The following is a 24,573-nucleotide window of genomic DNA, read 5'->3' as shown; positions in this document are numbered from 1 at the left end:
TGCGGTGGTTAACCAATCTTTTTAAGCCAGTCAGTCTGGCAGTTGCTGCAGGAGCGATGATCGCGCCTGCCTCTATGGTACCCGCATATGCTCAAGGCTTCCCTCTTATAAGCAATGTAGCGGAAGCTGAATGGGATGTTGGCAGCCAACGGTTGCAAAGCCCTTCTAACCGCGTGGACATTCAAGTTGTTGCTCCCCCAGAAATACAACCGGAAATCACGCTTTTTCATTTTGATGATCCGCCCGGCGCGGAACAACTTTCTCTTCCCGGCACGATCTGCAGAGGCTCCGGTGGCAATGTCCCCGTTGAGCTCGTAGGTGTTTTTGCCGGAACCAACACTAGCCCCGCGTCTATATCCCAAACGGACAATATTCGCGCGGGTGAGCCTGTTATTCTCTCGGTTCTTGCCCCAAACAAGAATTTGAGCACCGCCACTATCGATAATTTCGATATTGTTATCACTACGCCTTCCGGTGACAGTGAAACGATCAATATCGTCGAGACCGATGTCAATAGTGGTCGTTTCGTTGGAATGATCAATACCGCAGCGGTACCGCCGGCGCCAGTTTCAGGCGATTGTGTCCTGTCTGTGCAGCCTGGCGACCAGCTCAGTGCCGGTATTGATGATTTATCCGGCGCTACAATCGGTTCAGTTGAAATCGGGATCCTGATTGATCCCTTTGGTGTAACCTTTGACAGCGGTGATGGCACAGCTGTTGATGGGACAAGAGTAACGTTGATCGACGCTGACACGGGCTTGCCCGCGGATGTATTCGGCGATGACGGGGTTTCTGTGTTCCCCAGCACAGTCATTTCCGGCGGAACCGTAACGGATAGCGGCGGAAACGTGTATAATTTCACCGAAGGTTTTTATCGCTTCCCCTTTGCCCGTCCCGGGCGTTATCGCCTGCTGATAGAACCGCCAGCGCCATATACGGCGCCGTCGACGGCTACGCCGGAGTCCTTGGCCGGTTTTCAGCGCACCGATGGCCTGCCCTTTACGATTGTGGACGGGTCTTTTGGCGGTATCATTGTCTTGGACGATCCCGCACCGGTGCGAGTGGATGTACCGCTTGATCGACCGGGTGTTCCGATCACCATCACCAAAGCGACCTCAACAGCCATTGCTGTGCCCGGTGATGCGATACAATATCGGGTCACCGTCCAGAATAGTGATCCGTTGCGGACAACCGGCGCGATTACGATTGAAGATCAGTTGCCGAACGCGATGCGCCTGCGTGCCGACACGGTCCGCTATAACGGCGCCTTGATTACCCCCAATGTCACGCCTAACGGCCAAAATTTCTCGGTCAACGTCCCTTCCTTGCCTGCTGGCGGAAGCGGTTTATTGACTTATTTGGCGGAAATCCGCCAGGATGCCCAACCCGGCGACGCGATTAACACCGCACAAGCCCGCGATGATCGTGGAGCCGAAAGCCTTGTCACCAGTGTGCCAGTGCGCATCGAACGCGACGGGATTTCGGAGCGTTTCACCCTTATTGGACGGATTACCGACGGCGCATGCACCGTTGATCCGCGCCTAGCCAACGGAATTGGCGGCATCCGAGTGATGTTGCAAGATGGTACCTATACCGTCACCGATGACGATGGTCGTTATCATTTTGAAGGCATTCGGCCCGGTTTGCACGTGGTGCAGGTCGATCCATCAACCTTCCCAGCAGACCTAGCTCCGGTTGATTGCGCGCAAAATACGCGTTCTGCGGGCAGCGATATCTCTCGCTTTGTTGAAGGCCGCGGTGGTGCGCTGAAACGCGCAGATTTCCGGGCCAAAAAGGTCGCTCCACGAGAAGTTGCTGCACCAAAAACCTACCAAAAACCTGAAATTTTGTCCGATCCTGAAGCCGCTGGTGCCAATCGCAACTGGCTTGCAGGTCAAGCACCGGGCATTGGCTGGGTATTCCCGGGTACCGACTATAATCCGCGGGTTAAATCTCTACGGGCCGCGGTAAAACACCGTAAAGGGCAACGGGTGGAGCTTTTGCTCAATGGCGAAAAAGTCAATCCTCTGTCCTTTGAAGGCAAAGAAAAGAGCGCAACCGGCTCGGTGCAGATCAGCATCTGGCGCGGACTGGATATTAAAAACCGGAAAAACGTTCTGACAGCGCGTGTTTTGGACGCAAAAGGCGCTTTGGTCGAAGAATTGACCCGCGAAGTCCATTATTCGGCTAGCCCGCTTAATGCAGAATTGCTCAAAGACAAATCCATATTGGTTGCCGACGGTGTCACCCGTCCTGTCTTGGCTGTTCGCTTGACCGATCGTGATGGCAAACCAGCGCATCACGGCACCACCGGCGATTTTAGCGTCCCTGCACCCTATATGCCGGCTATTGAAGTGGACGCCCAACAAGCCAATCAATTGTCCGGCTTGGAGCGCGGCGCACCGGTATGGCGTGTCGAAGGCGACGAAGGCATTGCCTATATTGAATTGGCGCCGACAACGGCTTCTGGCTCGGTCAGCATTACATTTCCATTCCGCGATGGCGAAGTTGCCCGCGAACAACGGGTTGAAACCTGGCTTGATCCAGGCAATCGGCCTTGGACCGTGGTCGGTTTCGCTGCCGGTACCGTTGGCTTCAACACGCTGGACGAACGTCTGGAAGATTTGACCGCCGATGATGACAATATCAATCTGGATGGCCGTGTTGCGCTTTATGCCAAAGGCCGCGTCACTGGCAAATGGCTCATGACCCTGTCTTACGATACCGACAAGGAAGAAGATGAGACGCGCTTTGCGGGTATTATCGATCCTCGTCGCTATTATACCGTATATGCAGATCGTTCTGAGCAACGCTATGACGCAGCGTCTGTACGCCGTCTCTATCTCAAACTGGAACGGCCGCAATTTTACGCGCTATTTGGCGACTTTGAGACCGGCATAAACGAGCCCGAGCTCGCTCGGTACCAACGTGCGTTTAATGGCGTTAAAGCCGAATATCGCAGCGATCAGGTTAGTGCTCTGGCCTTTGGTGCCGATGCTGCGAACCGCTTCCGCCGCGAAGAAATTCAAGGCAATGGTTTATCTGGACCTTATGCCCTCGCAACGCGCGATATTATCGCCAACAGCGAGCGGATCACGCTGGAGACGCGGGATCGGTTGCGCTCGGACCGGATTGTTGAACGCAAGGAACTGATCAGACATATCGACTATGATATCGACTATCTGGCCGGCACATTGCGGTTCCGTGAGCCTATTTTAAGCCGCAGCAGCGGTCTCGATCCGCAATTTATCATTGCTGAATATGAAGTTTTGGGTGTGGGCGGTCGTGATCTCAACGCTGGTGGCCGTTTGACTTATGAATCCAAAAATAAGAAGTTCAAAATCGGTGCCACGGCCATTCATGATGAGAATGAAAGCGTCAAAAGCGATTTGGTTGGCGTCGATGTCCGGTATCGACCCAATTTAAAGACAGAATTTCGTGCTGAAGTGGCGTCAAGCGATAGCGAAGACAAAACAGCCGACATATTAAATGGTGAACCGCGCGGTTCAGACAGCGCCGTCGCGTGGCTAGTGGAAGCGGAGCATCACGGATCTAACTTTGATGTATTGGCTTATGTTCGCCAGCAATCAGCGGGTTTCGGATTGGGTCAGCTTAATGCAGCCGAAAGCGGTACGCGCAAGTTCGGCATTGATACGCGGGTGCGGTTGAGTGACAAACTATCCTTGGCGGCCAGTGGCTATCAAGAGAATTTCTTGACCACAAACGCAAGACGGCGCTCTGGTACGGCAGAAATTGAATATCGTAGCAACGACACCGCGCTACGTGCTGGTGTGGTTCATGCGGAAGATCGTTTGTCAGACGGCAGCGTCAACCGATCAACCCTCGCACGCCTAGGAGCGACACAAAGGCTATTTGATGGCAAGTTGGAATTGGATGCACAGACGGAATTCGCCTTGGGCGGACAAGATGAAAGCATCGACTTTCCTGCGCGCCACAGCGTAACCGCGCGTTATGCAATCACCAATGATATTAAACTGGTCGGCACCTATGAAATTGCCGACGGGGAAAATATTGATGCCCGGACTGCCCGTATCGGGGTCGATGTCGCTCCATGGGATGGGGCGCGTGCGGTGGTCAGCGCCAATCAACAGGAAATTACCGAATTCGGTCCCCGCACATTTGCGGCTTATGGACTGACACAAAGCATTCCGCTCGACGACAAGTGGACGATTGATTTCTCACTCGACGGCAACGAAACCTTGGGGGGTTTTGACCGCAGCGACGTGATTAATGATCAGCAGCCTGTCGCTTCTGGCGGTTTCCTCGGCAGTGATGGATCCTTGACGGAAGATTTCGTCGCGGTCACCGCCGGTGCAACCTATCGTGATGATGAATGGAGCTGGGTATCCCGCGCCGAATATCGCGATGGAGATTTGAGTGAGCGCTACGGCTTCACCTCTGCCGTTTTGAAACAAATCGGTGAAGGCAGCTCTCTCGGCGCGCTGGGCAGCATCTTCCACGCAAAAGATGAAACCGGTACAAGCACGCAAGTTATCGAGGCAGAAGCCAGCTGGGCCCATCGCCCGGCCGATAGCCAGTGGTCTTGGCTCGAAAAACTCGAATTTCGGGAGGACAAAGTGCGCAACGCGGTTGCGGGCACCTCCGGACCAATTGGCGGTGCGCCGCTTCTTGTGAACGGAAACGTTACTTCTCGTAGAATTATCAATAGTTTAAGTGTCAATTATACGCCAATTGATGCGGATGACGGAATTTTCACCGAGGCGGGAGAATATAGCTTCTTTTGGGGAAGCCGCTATGTTTTCGACAAATTTGGTGAGGATGATGTCAAAGGCTGGAGCAACGTGATCGGAGCGGATGTCAAGTTCGATCTTTCTGACACGATTGATATCGGCGGACAGGCGACCGCGCGCATAGGTACGGATTTCGATACGATTGCCTATAGCGGGGGACCGAGTATTGGGATCACACCGTTTAAAAACGGCTATATCTCGCTCGGCTATAATGTGGTGGGTTTTGAAGATCGCGACTTTGAAGAAAGCCGCTATACCAGAGATGGGCCTTTCATCACCTTCCGATTGAAATTTGATCAGCAAACGCTCGGGAATTTGGGGTTCTAGGGCGCAACTGATCACCCATTCGCGGTCTTTGAGGCCAGGCGAATGCTCATGCTGACACGATCAGCACCAAGTTTCAAAAAGGCCGGAACCTTTGGGGGGAACCGACTTTATTGGACCGGCGGCGCAATGGTCAAAGCCCTAGCGGCTTAGTCAGCGAATAATAATATGGGTGTTTCCAGCAAATGCTTGAGCGCCTGCACATAACTGGCGGCATCATAGCCGTCCACGACCCTGTGATCACACGAGATCGACAGATTCATGAGCTTGCGCGCCTGAATCTCGCCGTCAATGATCATGGGGCGCTCTACTATCTTATTCGGACCGATAATGGCCACTTGCGGACGCTGGATAACCGGTGTTGTGGCAATGCCGCCTAACGGCCCTAGAGACGTTAAAGTCAGCGTCGATCCCGACAATTCATCCGATTTGGCGCTGCCACCGCGCGCGGCCGCCGATAAGCGGCCTATATCAGCCGCCAATTGCCAGATATTCTTGTCCTGAGCATCCCTTATAACCGGTACCATAAGGCCCTGATCGGTCTGTGTGGCCATCCCTAAGTGCACTGCGCCATGACGGGTCACCAGACCCGCCTCATCGTCATAAGTGGCATTGAGCATGGGAAATTGCGGCAATGATTTGCAGATCGCCACGATCATCAAGGGCAACATAGTAAGCTTTGGCCGATCGCCGCGATTGGCATTAAGGTCTGCGCGCATCTCTTCCAGCGCGGTCATATCAATTTCATCGACATAAGAAAAATGAGGAATATGGCGTTTTGACTCTGCCATATTTTGCGCGATCTTGCGGCGCATGCCGATGACCTTGATCGTCTCATCATCGCGCTTCTGGGACGCGCCTGCGGGCCGATAGCCCTGGCCGCTTCCATAGCTGAGATAGGCGTCAAGATCGCTGTGGCGAATATGCTCTCCCTGGGCTTTGACGAGGCTAAGATCGACACCCAGATCTGCCGCGCGTTTGCGCACGGCCGGGGTGGCCAGCACCTTTGCCAAGGGAGCATTTTCCGCCGCCATGACGTCAGTTTGCGGTGCTTTCACGGCCGCTTTGTTCTCGCCAACTGCTGGTGGTGAAGATGGAGCCTCGGGAGCAGTTTTCACTTTATTTTCAATGCCTTGAGACGACTTCAAAGCGTCACTTTCGGCTACCGCATCGCTCTGCCCATTATCTCCTTCCGCGGCGCTTTCGTCAACTTCAGACTCGATCTGAACAAGCATCGCGCCAATGGCAATAACATCCCCTTCTTCTCCAGCCACAGCCACAATTTTTCCGGACACCGGTGCTTCCATTTCAACCGTTGCTTTGTCCGTCATCATGTCCGCAATCTGGTCGTCTTCGGCAACCTGGTCCCCGACTTTCACATGCCAGGCAACAATCTCCGCCTCGGCAATACCTTCACCAATGTCGGGCAGATTAAAAGTATAAATGCTCATGATGTCAGCTCTCCGACTATCTTATCCAAAGCCTCGCCTATCCGGACCGGTCCTGGGAAATAAGCCCATTCCAGCGAATGCGGGTAAGGCGTATCAAATCCAGTAACGCGTTCAATCGGCGCTTCTAAGTGATAGAAGCAGCGCTCTTGAACCAAGGCAGACAATTCTGCTCCGAAGCCACTGGTGCGCGTGGCTTCGTGAATGATCAAGCAGCGCCCAGTTTTTTTCACCGAAGCCTCGATCGTTTCGATGTCCAGCGGCACCAAGGTCCGCAAATCAATCACTTCTGCATCAACCCTATGTTCTTCCACAACGGCATTTGCAACATGGACCATCGTGCCATAGGCCAATATCGTCACAGCTTCGCCGGCCCGGACAATATTCGCTTTGCCAATGGGTATCTTATAATAATCCTCAGGGACCTCAGACGCTTCAAATTTTGACCACGGCTCCACAGGTTTGTCATAATAGCCGGTAAAAGGCCCATTATATATTCGCTTCGGTTCAAAAAACATAACCGGGTCATTATCTTCAATCGCCGAAATCAGAAGTCCCTTGGCATCATAAGGCGTCGATGGAATAATCGTTTTCAATCCGCAGACATGGGTGAACATGCTTTCCGGTGATTGGCTATGGGTCTGCCCGCCAAATATTCCTCCGCCGAAAGGAGAACGTACAGTGATGGCACTTGTGAATTCAGCGGCCGACCGATAGCGCAAACGTGCTGCCTCCGATACCAATTGATCAAGCCCGGGATAGATATAGTCGGCAAATTGGATTTCTGGCACCGGCCGCATCCCATAAGCCGCCATGCCGACAGCGACGCCGATAATCCCGCATTCGCTGATCGGCGTATCGAAACAACGCGTCTTGCCGTGTTTTTCCTGAAGACTCGCCGTAGCCCGGAAGACACCGCCAAAATAGCCTACATCTTCGCCCATGACGACGACATCATCATCGCGTGTCATCATGGTATCCAGGCCACTGTTAATGGCTTCTATCATATTCATGACGGCCATTTGATTTCCCGTTCTTTATTGGCTTGTTTGCTTTGCTCTTCCAGGTGCCAAGGCATTTCCTCGAACACATCTTGAAACATGGTTTCAAATGGCTGATGTAAGCCATGTCCCAATATTCCATTTTTCTCGGCTTCTTTGGTCGCTAGCTTAACCGCTTCGACACATTGTTCATCGAGCACTGCATGTTGCTCTTCGCTCCAGGCACCGCGTGCGATTAAATGTCGTTGCAATCGGGTGATCGGATCACCCAATGGCCATTCTTCGCGCTCTTGCGCGCTGCGATAAGCTCCCGGGTCATCCGAAGTGCTGTGGGCTTCCGCGCGATAGGTAAAATGTTCAATCAAGGTCGGACCATTATTGGTTCTCGCTCGTTCAGCAGCCCATTGCGTCGCAGCGTAGACTGCCAGCGGATCATTGCCGTCCACGCGCAGTCCTGCAATTCCATAGCCGGCCGCCCGTGCTGCAAAGGTGGTGCGCTCGCCGCCAGCAAAACCAGAGAAAGAAGATATGGCCCACTGATTATTGACCACGTTCATGACGATCGGTGCATTGTAAACCGTGGCGAAGGTCATTGCGCTGTGGAAATCCCCTTCCGCCGTTGACCCCTCTCCGCACCAAGTGGCAGCAATCCGTGTGTCACCTTTTGCCGCGCTCGCCATCGCCCACCCGACGGCTTGGGGATATTGTGTTGCCAAGTTACCGGAGATAGAGAAAAATCCAAGTTCTCGAGAGCAATACATGATCGGTAATTGACGGCCTTTCAATTTATCTTCTCGGTTTGAAAAAATCTGATTGATCATATCAACCATCGGATAACCGCGAACAAATAATATGCCTTGCTGACGATAGCTCGGAAAACACATATCATCCCTGTGCAAGGCCATAGCCGCTGCCACGGACGTCGCTTCTTCCCCGGTACATTTCATGTAAAAACTCGTTTTGCCTTGCCGTTGCATCCGGTGCAGTCGATCATCAAAGGCCCGCACCTGCGCCATGGTTTTCAACATCTCGAGCAGCGTTTCGTCGGACAATTTCGGATCCCATGGTCCGACGGCCTGATAGTCGTCATCAAGCACCCGAACCATATCATATACCAGATCACGCATCGCGCCCGGATCACTATTTACATCCGGACGAGATTGATCACCAGCTTTGGGAATATCAACATCGCTATAATCAACCGCATCGCCTGGACGATATTTCGGCTCCGGGACGTGAAGAGACAATGGCGGTAAATTGGGTTTGCTCTGTTTATCAGCCATCCAAAATCTCCTCTTGCGCTTGTGCTGCAGCGCAACAATTATTTCAATTGATTGTTATATTATTTCATAGAATATAAAAGGTCAACATCCCTGTCCTAAGGGCAATAAAAAAGGGAGCGGACATCCACTCCCTTTTTTTTCAAATTTTTGGACTAATCAGAATCGCACAGCCATATTTAAAACCGCACGGTTGTCGCGATAGATTTGCTGACCAATCCGGCTTTCAACCGCTGCGCCAATGTTCAACGGCCCATTAGCGAAACTAAACCCGCCTTTTAGCTCACCATAAGAGGCATCCTGCAAGCCAATAGGAAGCGCAAACGGAAGGTTTTCAGCCTCCAAGAAACGCAATCGGAAACTGGTATCATTGCCGGATATCCGGTTTACAAAGTCGATTTTCATTTCTGGTTGGAACGTCCAACTGGATGCGTAGCGCATCTTCGCCTGGCCGGAAATTTTAAATCCGACCTTAGCTTCGAAACCGGCGCGACCAATTCCATCGACCGCAAGGCCGAGATCGCCCGTTGCGTCGCGAAAACCGTCAACGCTGTAAGACGCATATCCGATACTCGCTCGCGGAGTCAGCACCAAACCATCAGCATAAATATTGTAGCCAGCTTCAATTTCGCTCGCAAATGTCAAGGAGCTGGTGTTCAAATTGGTCAAGGCCGTCGCACCGCTAATGCGATGATCCGAATCTATCCGGGAATGGGTCATCGATGCCTGTCCGCCGATATAAAAATTGTCGTCCAATCTGTAATTGCCATAAACCGATGCTTGATTGGTTGCCACATTCGCCAAGCTGCCACTGACTTCCTGCGCGCCATTAGCGTAGCCGACTGCGGTACCGAAGCTGCTCCGATCATCAAGATCCAGCTCTAACCCCATCGCAATATGCCAACTGCCTTGTCGATCTTCCGAGCTGCTCCGACCAAAGGCCAAAGCTGATTGATTATAACCGGCAGACATAAAGCCGCTCATATTCTCCGGCAGCTGCACAGCAGACCAACTGGAAGATTTATAGTTCCCCGCGAAACTTAGCAACGCGGCGGAGCTATTGGTCAACTGACGATTATTCAAAACACCTGGCGCACCAACAATTTTGATTCTACCAGCCGCTTCTCGATTAAAACCCATAAGCGAAAGGCGATCGGAAACAAGATTACGCAATGTTGAGGCTTGTTGCTGATCCAATGTTGTCGTTCGACCGGCTTGAGAAGCCGACAGGCTTTGGAAGGTCGCACTCAGTTGCCCCACTTCCATAACGTCAATCAATCCAAAAACATTGGCCAGATCCGTAAAGGATCGATCACGCAAATCATCCAGCGCATTGCCAAAGGCTAAAGAGAACGCATTGGTTACGCCATTTCGATTGAAGAAATCAGAAAAGCGTATTGCGCGCATCCTAGCCGTGACATTATTGGGTCCGTAGATCAGTTCTGGATAGAGAACCCCTATTCTGCCAACGACATTGTCAAAACTGTTTTCCACACCGCCTTCAGCCGTCACAATTTCGAAAGTTTGCCCAAACCGAGCGCTTGCACGTCCAAATTTGTTGATGACAGCAGCTGTTCCGCCGAGCGAGATAATGCCGGGATTATCGCTGTCGCCGATAACCGCCAGCTTATCTCCGCCCCTGCGTCCAACATCGAAAATGGACAATGTGCCAGATGCTAAAATCACATCACCTGCAACCGTTAAGGTCCCGGTATCACCAAAGTTCCGCCCGGGTGCGATGGAGCCATTGACTGATGTGAGAAAGGTGGGATCAAACAATCCGTCACCGGTCAGCAAACCGACACCCAAAAAGGCTTCCCCGGTGGTCAATGTTCCGCGCAAATCAAGCCAACCACCGGTTTGAGTATAGTCACCCCAAACTTTGAGATTGCCACGCCGGCGAATATCCAAACGTGCAGCCCCTTCAATACTCAGTCGATCGATAGTGACATCATCACGCAACCGGGTTGCACCACGCGCGGCAAGCGTCACTTCATAATAGCGCGCCCTGATACCAGCAGACGGATCTGCTACCACATTGTTGGGAACAAAATTGCGACTGCCGGGCCCGCCTTCGATAAACACACTATTTGGCGCCCCCTCATCCAGTTCGACGCTCAGCGTCGACAGATCCTGGCAATCATCGAGGAAGCAGACATTGCCAAATTTTGGCGTATCGCCCGTGACGCCCGGCGCTTCAAATCCGGGTAAGGCATTGACCAATTCTCCGTCCACATCAATTGCATAATTGGGATCGATATCTTGGACCCAATGGCGCGGGTTCAGCCAATTGCGTGTCCCTGCACGGCTAGATGCGTAGACATACGCATTATTGGCGACAATTTGATCCCAGAAGAGATAAAGCGGCTGATAAAAACTCTGCGTGCCATAGGAAGAAAACGGCTGGAATGTATTGGCTGGATCAGGATCATCTTCCGCACCAAAGAAGCGCGAACCGCCGGATAGAACCGATGTAATAACCGGCTTGTCATAAAGTTCATCAGCGACCAGCGCACTGCCGGAATCACCGCCCGCAGTCGTGCCTTCCCGAGGCAGGGCTGCGCCGTCATAAAGATCAAAATCAAATCGCCCATTTTCGGAATCGAAAACTGCTTCGCCATCAGGGCTGTCAAAATCTGTATTGTATAGAGTTTGCGGCAAAGCCGGATCACCCGGGCCGAACAGGAAATTGTTTCGATCATCAAGCGAGCTTGCCGATGATATCATATTCTCCGCAATCCGTCGGCGAAAATCTATGCCCAAATTGGCGCCATCTGGCCCCAAGCCGCGCGCACCATAGCCATTGATGACACCATGAGTTTCCTCCCTCAGCGGCGAAAACAAAACAGTCCAAGTGGGCACACCATCGGCATGTGTATCCAGCGTGGCAAGCGCAACATCGGCTTCTAGGAAGCCAAGCGGCACGGATCGCTCATCATACCAGACCTGCTCCACATTATAGATGTTAAAATCCACATCGGTTTCGTTGGCAACACCATCATCAAGGCCAACCCAACGGCGAACGGCCGGGAGATTATCGGCGCTAAAGCCGAAAGCAATTGCGGTTCCACCGGATGCAAAACCATAGTCATCCGCGTCACGACTGTTGACACAGTGCGCGGCGAATAAAACGGTCCTAGGATTGATCAAAGTCCCGGTACACAAGCCGAGCCCAAAGCTGTTTTGATCACCGCGTACGGTCATTTGACCAACGCCGGTTACATCAACGCTATTGTCAAAAACACCGGTTGGCGGCGGATCATCCAAGGTTAAATCATCGCGGATTACGATATGCGCTTCATTTTCCACCGCTACCGGACGGGAGTGCGCTGCTTCATCCGCAGCAGGGGATGTAGATTGCGCATGCGCCGGCACCGCCAGTGCGGCGACGCAAGCAATTGAAGATGCAGTAACAAATAAAGAACGTGCGAATATAAAAGATGACATTGTAGCTCTCCCTAGTGACTGGTTGAACTAAGCAATACTACTGTTTTTTGAGGGTCCTCACGACTCGTTGAAACACCGTAAATATCATATATTATTGTAAACTTACATCCTTGGCAGGCAATTAAATTACAGCTGCTTGATCAACCGTGACGAGATTCCGCAATTTCTTGTCGTCATTTGACGCAAGTTTAAACAGCTACAGGCGCAGAAATATGCGCTTGCGGCGCGTAGTCTGTGACTTCGAAGTCTTCGATGCAATAGGAAAAAATTGAATCCGGATTACCGGCAATTTTGAGTTTAGGCGCCCCGTCTGGACGACGAGATAATTGTTCGTCAACCAGTGCTGCATGATTCAAGTATAGATGCACATCACCGCCGTTCCAAACCAATTCCCCGGGCTCCAACTGACATTGCTGCGCCACCATGCGCAAAAGCAATGCAGCCGAAAAAACATTAAATGCAAAACCCAATCCCAGATCACAACTGCGCTGGTATAAGATCACCGACAGCTTTCCACCTGCCACATAAAATTGGTAGGTCTTATGACACGGAGGCAGCGCCATTTGGTCCAACTCAGCAACATTCCATCCGGTGAAGATATGCCGCCGAGACCCTGGATTGTTTTTCAGTCCATCAATCAGCAAGGCAATCTGGTTGATGCCTTTTTCTTCGCGCCGATACAGCCCCTCGCCAGCTGGCGTAAAGCGCGGCCAATCGACCCATTGCTTGCCATAGACGGGACCTAAATCGCCCCATTGCTGGGCAAAAGCGTCATCCTCTATAATCCGATCCTCAAACGTCTCGCGATCAATATTGTCTCCAGTCTCTTTGCGATATTTGTCCAACGGCCAGTCCGTCCAGATATGGACTTTTTGCTTCACCAATGATTGAATATTTGTGTCGCCGGTCAAGAACCAAAGCATTTCTCTCGTTGCGGTTTTCCAAAATACCCTTTTGGTGGTCAACAAAGGAATGGCGTCATCCGCTAGATCAAACCGCATTGTCGCACCGAAAACAGCCTTTGTTCCGACGCCGGTCCGATCTGTCCGTTCGTCGCCGTTCGTCCAAATGTGCCGCATCAAATCAAGATATTGCTGTTCATAATGTTGACTGGAATTCACAAGACTCACTCCGTGTTTTGTCTGTCGACGCTATACGGGTCTTTCGCGATGCTCAACCGCGCAAAATATATTTTGTCGGACGTTAGGGGGTCTGGACAGCGGCCCAATTTTTCAAGTCATTGACAATCTGTTTTTGCGATCCATCAAGGCCTTGAAAAACACCATCCAATAAGGCCGCTAGAAATTGTCGCAAATCTATCAATGCATAGGGTGAACGATGTGCATCGACGCCCTCTGTCGACAATATTTCCATCATCTCCTGATGCGACAATAATTTTACGATCTGGCTCCAATTCTCTTCTTCTTTAAGGGACATTAAATTGGACAGTTCAACGATCAAAAAGCACTTAAAATCGTTGCCATCTTCCTCGGCACTGCCTGTTGCAACGCTGGCCACGGCAGCGAGAAAAACCTCTTCAAACTTGACGATTTCGTTGACACTGCGATCGGGTGTCGATCCAATTTCAAGACATTCCAAAGCTAGGCCAATCAAGAAGAGTTCACGCCAGGAATAGGTTGCGCCCTTGCCTTTCCCGGTGTTCGCGCCCGCAGGAAAGCCCAAGCGCTGAAAATGTTGCAATCGGCCACGAAAAGCTACTTTTTTATCTTGCTTGATACCGTGTTTCAGCGACAAGATGTCGAGAATTTCTGCATATGTGAATTCCATGGTCACCCTCTCCTAAACCGACAGGTTTGTTTGTCCCCGAATAAATAACATCATTGTTATTGTTTCATTGTCGGGCTGGGAGCAATGACGATCCGATCCATTTTGGTTCTATCCAAAATAGGGAATCAGACACACCGAATAACCGCCTCTATTTTATCTTACAGCTGATTGCTGAAATCGACACCAACAGCGCGCTTAACTTCTTCCATAACCGGAAATGTCGCGGTCTGATAAACTCCGGGTAGATCATTAATATCGTCCGTTAAGATCATCCGATATTCTTCCATATTGCGGCAGCGCACTTTCAGCAGATAATCAAACCCACCGGCCATCATATGGCAGGATTGAATGACATCGATTTTGCGCACCGCCTTGTTAAACTGCTCAAGATGCCGCCGGCTCGTGGCCTCCAATTTTACCTGAATGAACACCACATAGTTTTTCCGCACTTTGCGCATGTTGAGACGCGCATGATAGCCGGTAATATAACCATCTTCTTCGAGACGTTTCAGGCGGATTTGGCAGGGCGTTTTTGAAAGCCCGACCTGATCGGAAAGCGCTGCGAGCGACAGGCGTCCATCCTGTTGCACGGCATCCAATATGCGCCAATCAAACTTATCAAGTATCCTATCATCAGTCATGCATCAGTCCATTTGATTTATATTTTTATACTAACTCAGTATTTTTTCCTACTAAAACTTCAACAGCATTATTTCAATGCTATATCCTATCATTAAGTTGGTCTTATGAACCAACATATTTCCAGTCCTTCGATAGATTCGCTTTTGCGCCAAAAAATTGCAGATACGACATGGACGAAGGAAGATATTTTATATCGACAGATGCGGGCTCAATTGAACTTGGATGAATCCGGATGGGAACGGATTTTTGCTGCCAGCAAAAAATCAATTGAACGATTGAGAGCAGAAACTGATCAACCCCTTATCGATCAATTCCTAACCGAATATGGAGTATCAACTGACGAAGGTGTTCAACTGATGCGCTTGGCAGAGGCGTTGTCGAGAACGACCGATCCAATAACCGCCAATGCGCTTATTCAGGACAAATTATCTCATCGCAATTGGCTCGGCCATAGCGGTGCCGGTCACAAATGGGTGATGAGTCTGTCTGCTCGTCTTTTACATATCGTAGAAAAATGGCTGGTCTGGACTGGCAAACCGCATACCGGTTGGAAATCCATAATTGTTCGACCCGGCAACGGATTTTTGCGCTTTGCTACGCGCATGGCGATCAAGGCCTTATCATCCCAATTTGTTTTTGCCGAAACCTTGGAAGGCGCGATCAAGCGAACCCAAAACTATGCGAAAAAGGGTTATTTGTTCTCCTTTGATATGCTCGGCGAAGCGGCGCGAACCCAAGCCGATGCGCAAAAATATTATGCTGCCTATGATGAAGCCTTAAACGCTGTGGCCAGTCAGGCTTCATCACAAAAACCTGGCGACAATCACGGCATCTCAATCAAGTTATCGGCTCTCCACCCACGCTATGAATATGGGCAAGCCGAACAGGTCGCCCCGTCTATCGCCTCTTTGTTGCTGCCGCTCGCGATCAAGGCGCGAAAGGCCAATGTCCAGATTACAATTGATGCTGAGGAGGCTGAACGCCTCGATATTTCCATGGATGTTTTGTCAAAACTAGTGACCGCTCCAGAGCTAAAAGGATGGTTGGGATTGGGCTTTGTCGTGCAGGCTTATCAAAGACGTGCGCTGCCCCTGTTGGATTGGCTTGTAGAACAATCCCGCACTCTTGAAGCACCTCTGTTCATTCGACTGGTTAAAGGTGCTTATTGGGACAGTGAAGTAAAACGAGCCCAAGAAATGGGACTGGAAGATTATCCGGTATTTACACGCAAGGAAATGACCGATCTCAGCTATCTTGTTTGTGCCCAAAAACTGCTTCATCGCGCCGACCATTTTCGACCGCAATTTGCAACGCATAATGCGCTGACAGTGGCAGCGGTACAGGAATTGTCTTGCGACCAAGGCGCTATAGAATTTCAAAGGCTGTTTGGCATGGGGCAACAGCTACATGATCAAATTTTGGATAATGAGAATGGCAAAAGCCGTATTTATGCGCCCGTGGGCACACAGAAAGATCTCTTGTCCTATTTGATCAGAAGACTGCTCGAAAACGGTGCCAATAGTTCCTTTGTCAATAAGCTCGCAGATCCCAAGATCGCCATTCCCATGCTGATCCAAAATCCGGTCGAAGAACTGGCGAAATTTGAAACCATAGAAAATCAGAATATTCCCCGCCCTAATGACTATCTAATGCAGGACCGTTTAACTGCAAAGGGGTGGGATTTATCCAATCAGGTTCATCGGTCGCGGTTTGAATCAGGTATGAAAGAAGCAGCAAAAACCGCCTATCGCGCAAATCCAATTATCGCCGGCAAAGCCGTTTCAAGCCCTGAAGAAGTCGTAATCAATCCCGCTACATTCAAAGAAGCTGTTGGCCAGGTCAGTTTATCCGACATCGAAACGGCCCATCGCGCCGTCGACACAGCCAGCACAGCTTTTGCGAGCTGGTCTGCGCAACCCATTGGTCACCGCGCATCGGTACTCGAAAAAGCGGCTGACTTGCTGGAAGAACGCGCCAGTATATTTCATTATTTAGCAGTTCAAGAAGCGGGAAAAACCTGGTTGGACGCGGTCGATGAAGTAAGGGAAGCGGTCGATTTCTGCCGCTATTATGCCGCGCAGATCAGATCCGAAAAAATGGCGCACCGCAAAGCCTTGGGGGTGGTCATTTGTATATCGCCCTGGAATTTTCCACTCGCCATCTTTCTCGGACAGATAACCGCTGCACTGGCAGCAGGAAATACCGTGGTTGCGAAACCGGCGGATCAAACGCCGCTTATCGCTGCAGAAGCAATTCGATTGTTACACGATGCCGGGATTGACGGTGCTGCGGTAAACTTTGTTCCGGGTGATGGACCGAATGTCGGAGAAGCCTTGGTCGCTCACCCCAAAACTGCAGCCATTTGTTTTACGGGATCGACGCTTACAGCCAAAAAAATAGCTTCTCGTCTTGCACAACTGGATCGGCCGATGACCCCGCTTATTGCTGAAACAGGCGGGATTAATGCGATGATTGTGGATTCAACAGCCCTGCCCGAACAAACTGTTGATGATGTCATATCGTCTGCCTTTCAAAGCGCAGGACAAAGATGCTCCGCCCTGCGATTGCTCTGTTTGCAAGAGGATATTGCTGATGATTTTCTAACCCTCCTCAGCGGCGCTATGACCGCCTTGAAAGTCGGCAATCCAAAAGTTTTAGAGCATGATATTGGACCGGTTATCGACGCTGCGGCTCATCAAAAAATCTCAGCGCATATTGCCAAAATGAAAAAAATGGCGACGCTTATTGGTACAGCCCCTCCGCCCGTTTCTGACTATGGCTATTTTGTTAGACCAACCGCCTTTTTGCTCGATAATTTTGAAGACCTGGATCAAGAAATTTTTGGTCCGATCCTTCATATTGTTCGATTTTCCGCTGATCAAAAAATGAACCTGGTCGATCAGATTAATCAAAGCGGTTTCGGATTAACGCTAGGTGTCCACAGTCGAATTGACAGCGCCTGTGACGCGATTGCCGGTCATGCTGATGTCGGCAATATCTATATTAACCGCAATCAAATTGGTGCGGTAGTCGGTGTCCAGCCCTTTGGAGGACAAGGCTTGTCGGGAACCGGGCCGAAAGCAGGTGGTCCTCTTTACCTGCTGCGCCTGTCTTCGCCTTGCTCGCAACAGCAGAACTTCACGGGCCCGGCAGGCCAGAATTTTGATCACCATTATAAGCCGACAGCTGATCGGGTTATTGATTGCTTCAAAGCCGGTGCAAAAGCCGCATCGCTATGGCAAAAAATGACCGTTTCCGATCAAAATTTAATGACAACGGCACAGGCTTTAGAAGATTCCTGTTCCATGCTTTTGGAACAAGAGCTTCAACTGTGGCAGGCTTTACTTCAAAATATCGGATCGCTCCCCTCTCCTACCGGTGAAACCAACCAATATTCCTTGGCCGGACGCGGCCTTATTATTTCACTGTTGCGCGATGAAAAGGCAATCAAGCAAGCGGGTTGGCGGGCCATTGTTACCGGCAACAGTTTTCTGCAGGCTCACCGGGCACCAGCAGCGGATGAATTGAAAGCGTGGAGTGACCATATTAATCACGCCACAGGCGTCCCGCATTTGGTTCAGCAAACCCAAATTAGTGCAAGCGATAATCTATTGGAATATTTGGGTAGACCCGAAATTGCAGCGGTCATTATGGCACCAGATGACCCGGACGTGTCGCATGTCGGCCGAGCGATCGCTCATCGAGCCGGTCCCATTATTCCCATATTGACTCCGGATGATCTGCATGACCGGTTTGTTCATGAAAAAACAATCACCCATAATATCGCGGCTGCAGGCGGTGATATTGGCTTGCTCAACACCTGAGAATTGCTCCGTTTTAGCGATAATTTCGAAACAAAAATTGAAAGAGTTAGAATAACAATCCGGCGTTAACCTTATTTTGAGTATCGCGCCGTATTCCGACCCTATGACAACGCGCGTTCTCATTGTTGATGACAGGCCAACGAATCTCAGGATTTACGCCCAGTTTGTGACGATCATGGGGGAGAAATACTCCTCGGTGACCTTTGCTGATCCCGTCGAAGCGCTGGAATGGCTGCGCAATAATGGCGCGGAGTTGCTGGTTGTCGACTATCGCATGCCGCAAATGAACGGCGCGGATTTCATCAAAAATGTGCGCAAAATGTCGAATTGCAGCGATGTGCCGGCGATTGTGATTACGGCTCATCAAGATCGTGAATGCCGCCTGTCTGCCCTGGATGCGGGCGCAACCGACTTTTTGCAAAGCCCCGTTTCGCACGTCGAATTTTGCAAACGCGCTATGTCTCTGCTCACCAAGAGCCAGAAAAGTGTCAATCTGAGAAAAAGAGCATCAGAAATTGAGCGCAAACATGCTGCCCTTTCTGAAGTTGTCGATCGGGATGTGCCTGCAAGCAAAAGCATGTTGGAACAGATTATTGATACCATCCCGATCATGATCAACGCGACCGATCGTTCCGGACGATGCCTGTTCACCAATGCTTATCAATCGGCACTTTTCGATCAGACACCCGATCAAATGGTGGGGCGTGATTTCAGCGAATTACTGGGACCCGATCTTGCCACCAATTCCGAGCGGCGAAATGCGATTGTATTGAAATCAGAACAACCCATTCCGCACTATGAAGAAAAATTCACCAGTGATGGCGTGGAGCTTATTTTCCACTGCAACAAATCACCTTTGCTCAATCATAATGGGGAAACCATTGGTGTTTTGACAACGGCAGTAGACATTACAGCGCGTAAATTTGCCGAAGAACATCGGACCCATCTGGCATTGCACGACATGCTCACCGGCCTACCCAATCGCGCGTTATTGGCGGAGAAAGTGCGCAAAGCGATCGAAGCCTGCACCCAAACTGGTCAACAGGCAGCCTTGCTGTTGCTGGATCTCGATCGGTTTAAGGTGATTAACGACACCAGGGGTCATCATAGCGGCGACACGCTGTTGCGCGAAGTGGCCGAACGCTTGCTCGATATAATTGGACCGGATGATTTTGCTGCACGCATTGGCGGCGATGAGTTTGCGATCATTCTCGGCAAAGTTGATGATGCCGATGCAATTAACAGCCGTTGCACCAAGATATTAAAGGCGATCAATCAACCCTATTCCATTAGCGGTATTGAACAAGTTATTGGCGCCAGTATCGGCGTTAGCCTGATTCCAAATGACGGCAATGAATATGAAGAATTGCTGCGTCTTGCGGATCTGGCTATGTATGATGCCAAAGCCAATGGTCGGAATTGTCATCGGTTCTTCTCCGAGGGCATGAACGAAATTGCCCAAGCCGATGCCGCACTGGAAATCGAACTCCGAGATGCGCTAGCGCAAAATCAATTTGCTCTTGAATATCAGCCGATAGTCGATGCCCAATCTTTGGAATATGTTGGATTGGAAGCGTTGGTGCGTTGGGATCATCCAACGCGGGGCCGCTTACTCCCTGTGCAATTTATTCGCGTGGCCGACGATACCGGCATAATGGATACATTGGGCAAATGGATTATCGCCGAAGTGTGCAGCCAGATCCGGCGCTCTGCCGACGAAGGCGTTCATTTGCCTCGGGTTGCGATTAATGTTTCACCTCGCCAGTTCCAAAACCAAAATGTTTGCGAAGATATTCTCGAGAATATTGAGAAAAATAACATTGCGCCTTCCAAAATTGTTGTCGAGATCACGGAAGAATTATTACTCAATAACAATGATCATGTTAGCCAGACGCTCAACCGTTTGCGCAATGCTGGCGTCGGCATTTCCATTGATGATTTCGGCACAGGCTATTCCTCTTTGCAATATCTCCGGGATCTGCCAGCCAATTGCTTAAAAATTGATCGAACGTTTATTTCCAGGATCGAACATTCTTCGGCTGATCGAGCTATAATCGGCACCATCTCGCATTTGGCGCATGCTCTCGACATGCGGGTTATTGCAGAAGGCGTTGAGAATGACGCGCAATTGGAGTTGCTCCAAATATCAGGTTGTGATGAGATTCAAGGCTTTAAAATCGCGCGGCCTCAACGAGCAGAGGACTTGCCCAAATTATTCCAATCTCGGCCAGATGCGGTTTCTGATTCGGTGAAAGGATAAGCAAAATGCTATCCCCAACGCCTCGCCGTCACGGCGCGAAACATAAGCACACACATAATCATCACCATCATCACAAAAAACATGGTGATGTGATTACTCGCGGTCGTGACCGTGAACGCGAAATGATTATCAACCGTTTGGTTCTGATAATCATTGCACTGTCGGTGACCTATTATCTCGGCGGAGCCGCCAATTTGATCCTGGGCTTCCAGCTTCATCTAATGGGTAGTTTGGCCATATATATTGCCTATCGTTTCCGTCCGGGTCCAAGCAACGGCCGACGATTGGCTGGATTGATCGTCGACTTTGGTGTTTCATCTTATTTGTTCGAAGTGGGCGGAGGCGCGGTTGCGGCGCTCTATCCTTTATATCTTTGGGTGATTTTGGGCTATGGATTCCGCTTCGGCGTCAAATGGCTTGGCATCGCCGCGGCTCTTGGAACCTTATCTTTTGGCTGGACTGTTTTTAGCGTCCCTTATTGGCAAGAGAATATGTCGCTTTCCTGGGGCTTGTTAATCGGTCTGGTGGTGGTGCCGGCTTATTGTTCCACCCTGATCATCAAAATATCCTCCGCAACCAAAGAAGCGGAAGAAGCAAATAAAGCCAAAAGCTTGTTTCTTGCGAGCATTAGTCACGAACTACGAACACCGCTCAACGCCATTATCGGATATGGTACCCATTTGCTCGATATGAAATTGCCGGATGCGCAACAGCAAATGGTTGCAACCAGCGTGTCCGCCGGACAGCATCTTTTGCATCTGATCAATCAACTGCTCAGCTTCGCACAATCTGATACGCAAGAAGAATTGCCAGACCCGAAGGAATTTACCATTGTTGATGTCCTCACTGAAGTGCGGGATATCATGCAATTGGCTGCGGCTGAAAAAGGCCTCCAAATTCATCTTGAAGCCGAGGCGATGAGCGATCAGAAAGTCGCCGGTCAGCTCGACTATATCCGTAATATTTTAATCAACCTAACCAGCAATGCTGTTAAATTCACGGATTCCGGTACGATCACCATGAAATGTGGACTTGATGAAACCCGTGAAATTCCCGAACTTTGGTGCTCGGTAACCGACACGGGTCCGGGCATAGCTGAAGAAGCCCATCAGAAAATATTCGGCGTTTTCCAGCAAGCTGATGATAGCATTATTGATAATTTTGGCGGCACCGGTCTGGGACTGGCAATTTGTCAGCAACTGGCCATTCAAATGGGCGGCGGAATAAGCCTGCAAAGCGAAGTTGGCGAAGGCAGTACCTTCACCTTATCTTGCCCGATTTCTTTGGTTGCTGAGGTTGAAACCCCCGATCGGACAGGCGAAAATTTCCGCATATTGTCTCTTGGCTTTGGATTGAACGGCCCTCGCCTCTCTGGATATGATGCCCAATTTGTCGACATTGATCACGTGCAATGTGCCAAAGCCGACCGGTTGGAAACTATTCTTCAGAACCGTCCGCTAGTTTCCTATGATTTCGCATTGCTTGATGAAGAAATCGCTGAGCAGCACAAAGACGATATAGTGTTCTGGAACCATTTTCGCAACGCGAACTTACCGCCCGTTCTGTTGTCCAAGAACAGCAACAAGAGTCTCGATGAGATAAAATTACGCGCTGCCTTTGCGTCGGTCCTGCCCGCATCCCCTGATTTCGATACGGTGCGCAGCGTGGTTCAAATTGGTTGTTCATTCAATCGCACCCTCAAAAAATCGGAAGATGATCCTAATCGATTGATCCGAACATCCGTGTCGCTCAACATATTGGTTGCTGATGACAACCGCACTAATCAGATGGTTTTGCAGACGATATTGACCAATGCTGGTCATAAGGTCGTGGTCGTGTCCGACGGCGAACAAGCTTTGGATGAGCTCGATAAATATGCATTTGATATCGTCTTTCTAGACGTCAATATGCCGAATATCGGGGGTATTGAATGCTCCAAATTATGGCGCCAAATTGAAGGTCCGCGCAATCCAATTCCGATTATCGGGTTAACCGCGGATTCCACCGCCGAGACCGAGAAGAAGTGCTTGGATGCCGGTATGAATCTGCGTCTTACAAAGCCCATTGAGGCTGGCCTATTGCTGGATACTGTTGCGGAACAAACCGGAAATTTTGTAAAAGCGGACGAGGCGGAACGCCAAGGTGATCCGGATCCATTTGACGTGGTTCAACCAATCCAACCTGCACAACAGCAGGATCAGACACCACCAATTGATCCCGATCAGATGGACTATCTAAAATCAATCGGCGATGAAGAATTCGTTCAATCTATTGTGGACGCCTATCTGGAAGATACAGTCGAGATAATGGCCGCTTTCAATATGGCCATAGATAGCGACGATGTAGAAAATTTCCGCTTTCAGGCCCATGCCTTCAAGAGTGGGGCAAATAATGTCGGCGCACAAAAACTGTCTGAAATGTGCGGGCATCTCGAGATTATCACCGAGCATGATTTTCTTGAGCTAAAGCATGAATATGGCGTTCAGGTAAAAGCCGAAATTGACCGCATCATTGCGTTTTTTGATCAGCCCGAAAATGATGACGTGCCGACCAATCGCGATGGGATCAGCGCGGCTAGCTAGTCAATCAGGACACCGCTTTGAGTGACCGAGCAATTCTGCGTTCTTGAGCGGTGGCCAATCGCTCCATTTTGCGAACGTCGGTTTCTTCCAAATAGAGAGCTGTTTCAGCCCACATATCGGTGATTTCCAGCAGTTCATCAATGGTCACCGGATTGGCCAATCTGCGCGCCCGATAGACGGCGCGTTCAGCATGAAAACGGCTACGATTTTGGCGTGTATATTCAACAATCGCTTCTTCGCCCTTCCCGTCATCGGCCAGAATATCCACAACGCCCATTTCATACAGTTCTGCAGCGGAAAATAACTTGCCTTCGAGAATGAATTTTTCGGTTTCTTGCCGGCTCAAGCGCTGCCGCAAAAAGCTATAGGCTCCCATGCCGGGGAAAAGATTGAACAAAATCTCTGGTAGACCCAAACGCGCGCTTTTCTCGGCCACCAGAATATCAAATGCCAAAGCATGTTCAAAACCGCCGCCGAGCGCATCGCCCTGAACCAGGGCCATGGTAATGATCGGTGCACCAAAACCGGTGCTGTTGGCATATTGCATATGGACGCACGTCCGCGCATATTTCTTCAGGGCTCCAAGATCTTGTCTGCGGATACAATCGGCAAAATGTTTAAGATCACCGCCTAGATTATAAATTCCCGGCGTGCGCGATCCACACACAAAATAACGCAGTGGGTCATGATTGCGTTGCGCGTCCATCCCATAATTTGTGTGGACCCAATCTTGAACCAACTGGATTTCATCGCCCAATTCATAGGTATAGCTGGGGCGAGATTTTTGGTTCATATAGCACCAGAATATCTCGTCTGATTTATCGAACCGCAATTCAATTTCTTTAAAGTCTTGAGCAAATAGATCCTGTCCAAATCCGCTATGGCCGGTAATCAAAGATTCCGTCGCGTCAAAGACCAGATCGGTCTCGGCGTCACCTACGGTTCGGCTTCGTAAATCCATATATACTCTCCACATAATCGGGGCTACGTCGAAACTCAGACGTAACAATTCCCGAACTGCTTGGGATATATTTTTATGGCACGCCCCAAAAAGAAGCAAGCAAAAGAAAAGAGTTTAAGATCCATCCTTAATGGTTAACGAAAATTGCCAGTCTTTGACGAGACTTAATGGTAAACAAGTTTTTGTAAAAATTGGTAAATTTTGAAATCAAATTGGATATATGGAAGCAAAACGACTACCGATT

12 protein-coding genes are annotated in these 24,573 nt (G+C 50.2%); 4 read left to right on the top strand and 8 right to left on the bottom strand.

Annotated features, from left to right (window positions below; all coding sequences use genetic code 11):
• Positions 1–56 precede the first annotated feature (56 nt).
• Entirely contained in the window at positions 57–5,099 is a 5,043-nt protein-coding gene (locus tag ABJU74_RS03120; protein ID WP_348382664.1) for a hypothetical protein, read from the top strand.
• A gap of 146 nt (positions 5,100–5,245) precedes the next feature.
• Here ABJU74_RS03120 and ABJU74_RS03115 read toward each other — a convergent pair whose 3' ends face one another.
• From ABJU74_RS03115 to ABJU74_RS03085, 7 genes are all read right to left on the bottom strand, one after another.
• Positions 5,246–6,547, bottom strand: coding sequence for a dihydrolipoamide acetyltransferase family protein (locus ABJU74_RS03115; protein WP_348382663.1), 1,302 nt, complete (start codon positions 6,545–6,547; stop codon positions 5,246–5,248).
• A complete protein-coding gene (locus ABJU74_RS03110) occupies positions 6,544–7,557 on the bottom strand; it encodes an alpha-ketoacid dehydrogenase subunit beta (RefSeq protein WP_348382828.1) in 1,014 nt (337 codons plus the stop codon). Before ABJU74_RS03110 ends, ABJU74_RS03115 begins: the two co-directional genes overlap by 4 nt.
• The gene (locus ABJU74_RS03105; protein WP_348382662.1) at positions 7,554–8,828 is read right to left on the bottom strand and encodes a 3-methyl-2-oxobutanoate dehydrogenase (2-methylpropanoyl-transferring) subunit alpha; all 1,275 of its coding nucleotides are present in this window, start codon (positions 8,826–8,828) and stop codon (positions 7,554–7,556) included. The genes ABJU74_RS03110 and ABJU74_RS03105 overlap by 4 nt, the downstream gene beginning before the upstream one ends.
• A gap of 156 nt (positions 8,829–8,984) precedes the next feature.
• On the bottom strand, positions 8,985–12,272 hold the full coding sequence (locus tag ABJU74_RS03100; protein ID WP_348382661.1) for an autotransporter domain-containing protein: 3,288 nt from the start codon (positions 12,270–12,272) through the stop codon (positions 8,985–8,987).
• Between the two features lie 188 nt (positions 12,273–12,460).
• Positions 12,461–13,402 (bottom strand): thymidylate synthase, encoded by a 942-nt coding sequence (locus ABJU74_RS03095; RefSeq protein WP_348382660.1) that lies wholly within the window; start codon positions 13,400–13,402, stop codon positions 12,461–12,463.
• Between the two features lie 73 nt (positions 13,403–13,475).
• Positions 13,476–14,060, bottom strand: coding sequence for a hypothetical protein (locus ABJU74_RS03090; RefSeq protein ID WP_348382659.1), 585 nt, complete (start codon positions 14,058–14,060; stop codon positions 13,476–13,478).
• Between the two features lie 158 nt (positions 14,061–14,218).
• A complete protein-coding gene (locus ABJU74_RS03085) occupies positions 14,219–14,701 on the bottom strand; it encodes an Lrp/AsnC ligand binding domain-containing protein (protein ID WP_348382658.1) in 483 nt (160 codons plus the stop codon).
• Positions 14,702–14,806: 105 nt separating this feature from the next.
• Between ABJU74_RS03085 and putA the strand changes: the two genes are divergently transcribed.
• From putA to ABJU74_RS03070, 3 genes are all read left to right on the top strand, one after another.
• Positions 14,807–18,526, top strand: a complete 3,720-nt coding sequence (gene putA / locus ABJU74_RS03080) for a bifunctional proline dehydrogenase/L-glutamate gamma-semialdehyde dehydrogenase PutA (protein ID WP_348382657.1) — start codon at positions 14,807–14,809, stop codon at positions 18,524–18,526.
• A gap of 103 nt (positions 18,527–18,629) precedes the next feature.
• Positions 18,630–20,786: an EAL domain-containing protein gene (locus ABJU74_RS03075; RefSeq protein ID WP_348382656.1), complete on the top strand. Its 2,157-nt coding sequence runs from the start codon at positions 18,630–18,632 to the stop codon at positions 20,784–20,786.
• 5 nt (positions 20,787–20,791) lie between these two features.
• On the top strand, positions 20,792–23,368 hold the full coding sequence (locus tag ABJU74_RS03070; protein WP_348382655.1) for an ATP-binding protein: 2,577 nt from the start codon (positions 20,792–20,794) through the stop codon (positions 23,366–23,368).
• Between the two features lie 4 nt (positions 23,369–23,372).
• On the opposite strand, the gene ABJU74_RS03065 is transcribed toward ABJU74_RS03070, so the two are convergent.
• Entirely contained in the window at positions 23,373–24,329 is a 957-nt protein-coding gene (locus ABJU74_RS03065; protein ID WP_348382654.1) for a crotonase/enoyl-CoA hydratase family protein, read from the bottom strand.
• Positions 24,330–24,573: the final 244 nt, after the last annotated feature.

The organism is Parasphingorhabdus sp., from assembly GCF_039982415.1.
Lineage (GTDB): Bacteria > Pseudomonadota > Alphaproteobacteria > Sphingomonadales > Sphingomonadaceae > Parasphingorhabdus.
This window is presented reverse-complemented; position numbering and strand designations above follow the sequence as displayed.

Coding starts and splice junctions, on each gene's coding strand:
- ABJU74_RS03120 (WP_348382664.1), top strand. CDS start 57: ATGATCGCGCCTGCCTCTATGGTACCCGCATATGCTCAAGGCTTCCCT.
- ABJU74_RS03115 (WP_348382663.1), bottom strand. CDS start 6,547: ATGAGCATTTATACTTTTAATCTGCCCGACATTGGTGAAGGTATTGCC.
- ABJU74_RS03110 (WP_348382828.1), bottom strand. CDS start 7,557: ATGAATATGATAGAAGCCATTAACAGTGGCCTGGATACCATGATGACA.
- ABJU74_RS03105 (WP_348382662.1), bottom strand. CDS start 8,828: ATGGCTGATAAACAGAGCAAACCCAATTTACCGCCATTGTCTCTTCAC.
- ABJU74_RS03100 (WP_348382661.1), bottom strand. CDS start 12,272: ATGTCATCTTTTATATTCGCACGTTCTTTATTTGTTACTGCATCTTCA.
- ABJU74_RS03090 (WP_348382659.1), bottom strand. CDS start 14,060: ATGGAATTCACATATGCAGAAATTCTCGACATCTTGTCGCTGAAACAC.
- ABJU74_RS03085 (WP_348382658.1), bottom strand. CDS start 14,701: ATGACTGATGATAGGATACTTGATAAGTTTGATTGGCGCATATTGGAT.
- putA (WP_348382657.1), top strand. CDS start 14,807: ATGAACCAACATATTTCCAGTCCTTCGATAGATTCGCTTTTGCGCCAA.
- ABJU74_RS03075 (WP_348382656.1), top strand. CDS start 18,630: ATGACAACGCGCGTTCTCATTGTTGATGACAGGCCAACGAATCTCAGG.
- ABJU74_RS03070 (WP_348382655.1), top strand. CDS start 20,792: ATGCTATCCCCAACGCCTCGCCGTCACGGCGCGAAACATAAGCACACA.
- ABJU74_RS03065 (WP_348382654.1), bottom strand. CDS start 24,329: ATGGATTTACGAAGCCGAACCGTAGGTGACGCCGAGACCGATCTGGTC.